Origin of the sequence: Bradyrhizobium liaoningense (genome assembly GCF_018130955.1) — a bacterium.
Lineage (GTDB): Bacteria > Pseudomonadota > Alphaproteobacteria > Rhizobiales > Xanthobacteraceae > Bradyrhizobium > Bradyrhizobium liaoningense_C.
Genome location: NZ_JAFCJM010000082.1, coordinates 22,435 through 28,499, shown reverse-complemented (window position 1 = coordinate 28,499; position 6,065 = coordinate 22,435). Strand labels below are relative to the sequence as shown.

8 protein-coding genes and 1 pseudogene are annotated in these 6,065 nt (G+C 60.0%); 4 read left to right on the top strand and 5 right to left on the bottom strand.

The genetic code is table 11. The features are described from left to right. Positions 1-433: 433 nt before the first annotated feature. The 3 genes from JQ632_RS35565 (at position 434) to JQ632_RS39850 (ending at position 3,218) form a co-directional block, all read left to right on the top strand. Positions 434-775 carry a hypothetical protein gene (locus JQ632_RS35565; RefSeq protein WP_249152774.1) on the top strand — a complete coding sequence of 114 codons (342 nt, stop codon included), beginning with the start codon at positions 434-436 and terminating at the stop codon, positions 773-775. A gap of 39 nt (positions 776-814) precedes the next feature. Further along, positions 815-1,180, top strand: coding sequence for a hypothetical protein (locus JQ632_RS39855; protein WP_249152773.1), 366 nt, complete (start codon positions 815-817; stop codon positions 1,178-1,180). Positions 1,181-3,017: 1,837 nt separating this feature from the next. Then, complete coding sequence (locus JQ632_RS39850; RefSeq protein ID WP_249152772.1) at positions 3,018-3,218, top strand: hypothetical protein; 201 nt, start codon at positions 3,018-3,020, stop codon at positions 3,216-3,218. A 375-nt stretch (positions 3,219-3,593) separates the two neighbouring features. On the opposite strand, the gene JQ632_RS35555 is transcribed toward JQ632_RS39850, so the two are convergent. Continuing rightward, the gene (locus tag JQ632_RS35555; protein ID WP_249152771.1) at positions 3,594-3,821 is read right to left on the bottom strand and encodes a hypothetical protein; all 228 of its coding nucleotides are present in this window, start codon (positions 3,819-3,821) and stop codon (positions 3,594-3,596) included. A gap of 522 nt (positions 3,822-4,343) precedes the next feature. Here JQ632_RS35555 and JQ632_RS39840 point away from each other — a divergent pair. Beyond that, positions 4,344-4,606: pseudogene (locus tag JQ632_RS39840) on the top strand (hypothetical protein). 12 nt (positions 4,607-4,618) lie between these two features. Here JQ632_RS39840 and JQ632_RS35550 read toward each other — a convergent pair. The 4 genes from JQ632_RS35550 to JQ632_RS35535 form a co-directional block, all read right to left on the bottom strand. After that, complete coding sequence (locus JQ632_RS35550; RefSeq protein ID WP_212407378.1) at positions 4,619-4,882, bottom strand: hypothetical protein; 264 nt, start codon at positions 4,880-4,882, stop codon at positions 4,619-4,621. 5 nt (positions 4,883-4,887) lie between these two features. Further along, positions 4,888-5,142 (bottom strand): hypothetical protein, encoded by a 255-nt coding sequence (locus tag JQ632_RS35545; protein ID WP_212407373.1) that lies wholly within the window; start codon positions 5,140-5,142, stop codon positions 4,888-4,890. 15 nt (positions 5,143-5,157) lie between these two features. After that, positions 5,158-5,478 (bottom strand): hypothetical protein, encoded by a 321-nt coding sequence (locus JQ632_RS35540; protein WP_212407372.1) that lies wholly within the window; start codon positions 5,476-5,478, stop codon positions 5,158-5,160. 81 nt (positions 5,479-5,559) lie between these two features. Then, positions 5,560-6,003 carry an Hsp20 family protein gene (locus JQ632_RS35535; RefSeq protein WP_212407371.1) on the bottom strand — a complete coding sequence of 148 codons (444 nt, stop codon included), beginning with the start codon at positions 6,001-6,003 and terminating at the stop codon, positions 5,560-5,562. Positions 6,004-6,065 lie beyond the last annotated feature (62 nt).

The window sequence follows — 6,065 nt, the reverse complement described above, 5'->3', positions numbered from 1 at the left end:
CGGCTGAACGGTGACCGGAACGCTTGGCCTTCTAAGGTGACTTTCTGAAACTCTAGCTCTATTGAACATGACTCAAACGATCGGAAAGGTAGAGCACCTTTCCAACTCACGACCTGCCATCGAGGTCCTCCGTCGCGTCGCTGGCATCGCGCTCAGCGCTGATCGGTGGCAATAGCGAGTCCGAACTAGAACGCCACGCAATTCGATCTTAGGAGGCTAGGGCTTACCGATTCGCGCATGGGAGCAGATTGGTTACTTGGCGCCTCCGCGACGGGCCGTTGTGGGTTGTCGGTACGGCGATCGATACGAACTCACCGTCCAGGGCCGCGAGGCGCCGGACGACTGAGCATCTTGTCCGCGGCGGTTCCGACCTGAGGCATGCGGTGGCTGCAGGCACCTCGCAAAATTCGCAATTTCTGTGCCGGCTCCGCGCATGCGCATACCGTATGAGCTTTGCCTGGCGACCGCCGGCAAGCAGGTCCCATTGGGGCCGGACTGGATACACGAAGTGAAGCATGACGGTTACCGAATGCTGGTCATCCGGGAGAACGATCGTGTGCGTCTGCACTCCCGTGGCAGCGAGTGGACCAAGCGCTACCCCTGGATCGCCGCGGCCGCGCTGAAGAACTGGCGAAAGCATTTCCGATTTCAACGCGCTGAACTCTCCGGAAGCACGACCACGAAGTGCTTCTACGCCTTCGACATTCTCGCGATGGGCGGCGATGATCTGCGCGCCCTTACCGCGGCGGCCGGCAGAAGTTCTGGATCAAGGTGAAGACCAGCAACATCCTGCGATGGAGCGGGAGCTCTAGAGTTGGCTTTCGGCTTGGCGCAGTGGAGCTTCCCTCACGAGGGAACCTCTTCACATAAAATTCGCAAGTTGCTTGCTAAACTCTGTTCGGGGCCCGCAGGAATCTTCATTCAGACCTACGGCGCAATCTTTCTAAGACTCCGACCTAACGGGTTTCGAGCAATGGAAAATAGTGTGATCGTCCGGGTTTACGGAAGACAACTAGATCAATTGCGTGCCGAGGCGTCCCGTATTGCGAGGGGAAGCAAGATTGATTGGTGGATCGAGCGAGCAGACAAGGGAATGCGGTTTTGTTTCGAGGACGCTGAAGCAAAAAGCGCCTTTGCCTCAATCTGCAAAAACTTCGCCATTCCGAGCCTTGAGGCCTAGCGAATGCAAAGCCGCCAGCGTGAACCGGCGTCCGCCCGGTGACCGCTCGTGTGTGACCAACCGGTTCGAAGAATGAGTGCGAGACCGACAGCCGGGAATTTTTACGTCCCCGACTGATCTCTTTCCTGCGCCCAAGCCAATCGCTCCCCGTAGGGTTGGCTTCGGGCAACCGGGGCGTCGGGGAAAGCCTGGCGCCCCACCGACAACAGGAAGCTCAGCTTTCCTCACCGCTGCCAGAACGAGGGGCAGGCCCCCAATCCACATAGTCGATGCTTTCATCCCACCAGTGCACGACGGTTTGGCAGTGTGTGCAAATAAAGCGCCGCGGGCCACTGAGTTCGCGGCGCGTTTGCGTAGCAACGAAAGCCGCTCCACATTGAGGGCAAGCGAAAACCACCTTCGTCATGGGTACTTCGCGGCCTTTGGTTTGATGGGCTGGAACGCATGGGCCGAGGCGAGCCCCTGCCGAAACGACCGACAGGGGCTCTGCAGGTGGATGCTGCGAGGCCAGCTCCAGCCGGGTGTCGCATCAAGGACCTGCCAAGCTGCTAACGCCGGTAATTAGGTTCCGGCCTGAGGATATATTGGGCAGGGTTTTGCCACGCGCGTAATCACGCACCTTACCCTGCGATTGAACGCGTGAAACCGGCGGGCCTCCAGATCACCGCCTCAGCCGCTTGGCATGGCTCACCAGCCAACGGTTATGCTTCCGATCGGTGCTAAGGGTGCCTGAATTGACTCGCGTTGTCGCTGCGGCGCATACTTAGGCTATCACCGTTCCGCATCCTGGCATTTGCCGGTGACTGAGAGTGTTGCGCTCCCGCCGAAGCGTAGGGAGGCACCATGGCCCAACCTCAACGGCAGTCCGCCATTCCACCGATCACAGTTCAGCGCCCCGCTTGTTCGAGGTGCAAAGCTTCGATGATGCTCGTCAGCATCGAACCAGAACGCCCAGGCGTGGACTTGCACAGGTTCCAGTGCGCCGTTTGCAATCACGTACTTACAATCCGTGCCGCCTACGAGGATCCTATGCATTCCAAGGCCCTTGGCCGCTGGCTGCAAGGCGATTTGCATCCACCGAAGTTATGCCGCGACCGGCTCTGCGCGGGAAAATGATGCCCGCGGGAATCGCTTCCGCCGGCTCCTTTATTTAGTCCTTACCTTCTCAAGCGTATGAGCAGCCAGCCGCTGCCAGTTGCGCTTCGTGGGCGATCGGGGCGGGCGCTTCATCCCCTGCCCCGCAAACAAGATGGGCCCACCAAACTGGTGAGAATGGAAAGCAGTGTGACGAACCAACGAATATTTCTGTGCACGACGGCACGGCGGGCTCCTCCGGTCCCAACCTGGGCGATGCGCACAGCCATGCAGCGACTGGCGGCGACGTGGATGCTTCCTCGGTTACTCAGGCTCCAACCTCGCGTGACAACGCGGTGGATATGCCCGCCGCTGAACGCGCCATGAGGAACTTGGGCAACACCGATATTGGCATTCTCGAGAAGTAAGACCATTCTGCAAGTGGGTCTTGGCGTTTGCGGCTATTCTCGGTAGTCTCCGCACGTAATGTGCAACCTCTACAGCATCACGACCAACCAAGCCGCCATCCTAGCACAGCTCATGCCCCGGCGTCTGTCCTGACTATCCAGCTCCCGTGATCCGCAACGCGCAAGCCGGATCGAGATGACGCTGATGCGCTTGGGGCTTGCATCAATTCGTTCCCAACCGAATACGGCGAGCGTTGCACATTTACAACCCGCGTGGACATCTGAGACGTTAAGCTGCTTGGTCGAGATCGAACAGTATTTCATTGTTTACTTCAGCACGATGAGTGGGGTGAAAGATGTTTGATGTCTATCGCAACGATAAACGCGACTTGCTCGTCCTGGGCACAGGCTCAGCGATACCCGTGCTTGGTCCTAGGCAGAAGTGGCGCAAGAGCAGAAAGAGGGTTTGCAAAGTCAGCGACGAGATCAGGTTAGCCGTTCAGAGACAAGGCTATTACTTCCGCAGCTTGCGCGTTACCGAGAAGGGATTGAACTAGGGCGAGTGCGTTGGCGGCTTGTGTTCTTAGGTGAAACCTCTAGAGCATCGGCGCACGTGATCACAATGCCGAAGCAGGAGCTGAGATGGCGCTGAACTTTCACACACGCTTCATTTGTCTGGAGGGCGCCGTGACCTTGCCTTCGCCGGCGGCTTCGAGGTTCGGCTTGTGACGGCTTCAAACACCGCAATACGGCGATCGAGGTGCCATAGCTCGACATCGTTGACATCAACTAGCTGCTCAGCACGTTCTCGTGCTTCCTGCTCGTTGGCACATTGCAAATGGGCCACGCTTATAACGTGGTGGTGCTGATCCAAAAGGTAAGCTCGGTAGTGCGTCATGCCCACGGCTCCAAGGCCCGCCTTTACTGGACCATCACCTCAATCCTTCAATGAGCGCCCTCCAGCCGAGCGCATCGTCCGCCGTTAGCAGCGAAGCACCAAGGGTTGCTAGGTAGTGTGGCAATTCGCAATCGGGACGCGCGTTCATATTGCCGACAAACGAGGTGACCGCGCTCTTAAGATCACCTCGGTCGAGATGATCGAGGGCCCGTTGCTTGCATCGCTCGACATATTTGTCGCGCGTCATCAGGGAACGTTCCATCTCGCCTCCCCACCGATGAGTACTTCCAATAGTGGAGTTGGAACCGAGCGGATTTGGCCTGTCGGTCCGAAAAGCGACAAACAGACGCTCTTTTGGTCGCGAGTGTGGGAATTAGGACACAGACGCACGTCGCGGGCGCCGGGCGACCGCGCGGCACGAAGTCCAAGCCGATCAGTGGGCCGCACCTTGTTTATAGCTTCCGGCATCGAAAGCCGTGGTTGCGCTGATCCATCCCAAGGCGATGCCGCTGATCCTACGACCGACGAGGAGCGCGATGTCTGGATGCGCGCGCCGTGGGATGAAGCCAAGGCGCTGCAGCGGCCGTTGCCGGACGATGCGCTGAAGATCGTGGCGACAGGCGCGAGAAGGAAGATCCCGCCTCGGCGGCCTAGAAGCCGTTGTGCACAAGAAGGTGGAACAGGTGGACAAGCAGCAGCTCCCTCAATTTCGAATCCCTGCCTGTGCTAACCGCCCGGAACGACGTGGGCGGCACAAGGATTCGTCCCGGTGGGAGTGATCTCGATGCTGATGACGATGGAAAGGCGACCGGCGATCCGCACGCTTCGCGGATGGGCAATCTCAGTACTGAAGGAGGCCGCCGCCATCCGCGAATGCGAGGAGCACGGTTGGATGCAGGACCGCGCCGATCCGCACGCTCATGAGCGCGCCCTCGACATCGCACGCTGCGATCCCCGCCGGGCGTCTCTCCGGATCAGGCTGCTGCCGAAATCCGCGAGGTGCTGGATTCGATCAGCGACACCTGCCCGGAGTGCCCTGGGGATTGAGCCCCGCCGCGCCTAGGCGGCGATCCGCCCGATACTGCCCGGAACTCGTCGCTCATGGTTGCGTCCCAGGCTGGCGGACGCCTGCTGCTCCCCCGGAATGGTGAATGCGATCCGGAAGGTTTCGGCGGCCAGAGCGTCCAGCGCCGTCTGCTCCTCGGCCAGACGTCTTTCGATGAACTGGCGCTCTAGGTCGGACAGTCTTGTCCGAAGCAATCGCCGGTAGCGGTGGATGTTGTTACGGTGCGCGCGCATGCGGGTCAAAGCTGCATCGAGCATCGTCGTCAGTCCTTGTGCTCAACTGGTGGCGGGATGAAATCGTAATGCCGGCGGCCGAGCAACGTGTCAGGCACCGGGAGCCGCAGAGCATCTCGCGCCCTCTTGATGGCATTCCACGCACGCGCTTGTAGCTCGGCCGTCTCGGCAGCCAGATTGACCGGCGAATGGATCACGGTTCTTGCTGACTTCGCGGGTTTCCAGGCCTGGAGCGTGCGGGCGATGGTTTGATCGTTCGCCAGATGCGATGTTGCTTTTTTCATGACGTTATCCTCCGGTCAGGCCGCAGCGCGTCGCTCGGTCGATCGAACACGCATCGGTTTGCCGCCTGGTGGATTCCGAGGTCCGTCGTCCAATGCGGAAAGCGCCTCAAGGATCTGGTCGATGGTGACCGGCGCCTTTAGCCCTTCTGGAGCCCGCAGCGAGGGACAGGACGCAATCGCGGACGCATCGGACGCCCAAGACGCCAAGATGGCGCGTTTCTCTGACAGGGTGAGGCCCGGGTGAGAGACCACGTCCCTCGGATGCTCGAACTTGGTGCCGGGATGAAGCAGGTAATCGAAATCGAAAACGTTGTCGTGTGCGGTCGTCGGCCGCATGGCTGCCTCCATTTCAAAGACGAGTGAGAGCTGCGCCGCGCGGGAAAGCCCGCGCGGCTGGGACCGATTGACTACGTAGGTTCAGGCGGCCTTCGCTTCGATCTGGGTGACGTTGCCGCTGCCGATCGGAATGTGGCGCGGCTTCATCGACTCGGGGATTTCCCGCTGCAGGTCGATCACCAGCAAGCCGTTCTCGAAACGGGCGCCCTTGACCTCGACGTGGTCGGCAAGCCTGAACTGGCGCTTGAAGTTGCGCGCCGAGATGCCGCGATGCAAGAAGGTCTTCTCTTCCTTCTCATTTCTCCGGCCCTCGAGCGTCAGGTCGTTCTGCTCGACCGTCAGCGCGACCTCGTCAGGCGTGAAGCCCGCGAGCGCCACGGTGATCTGGAAGCGGTTCTCGTCCAGTCGCTCGATATTGTAGGGGGGATAGGTCTCTTCGGCGGTCCGCTGGACCTCGTCGAGAACGTCGAAAAGGCGGTCGAACCCGATGGTCGACCTCCAGAGCGGAGTCCAATCATACCTCATATCCAAATCCTCCTTGGAGCAAGATGGGTACGAGCAGGCTCCGGACACCGTCCGGCGCCCGT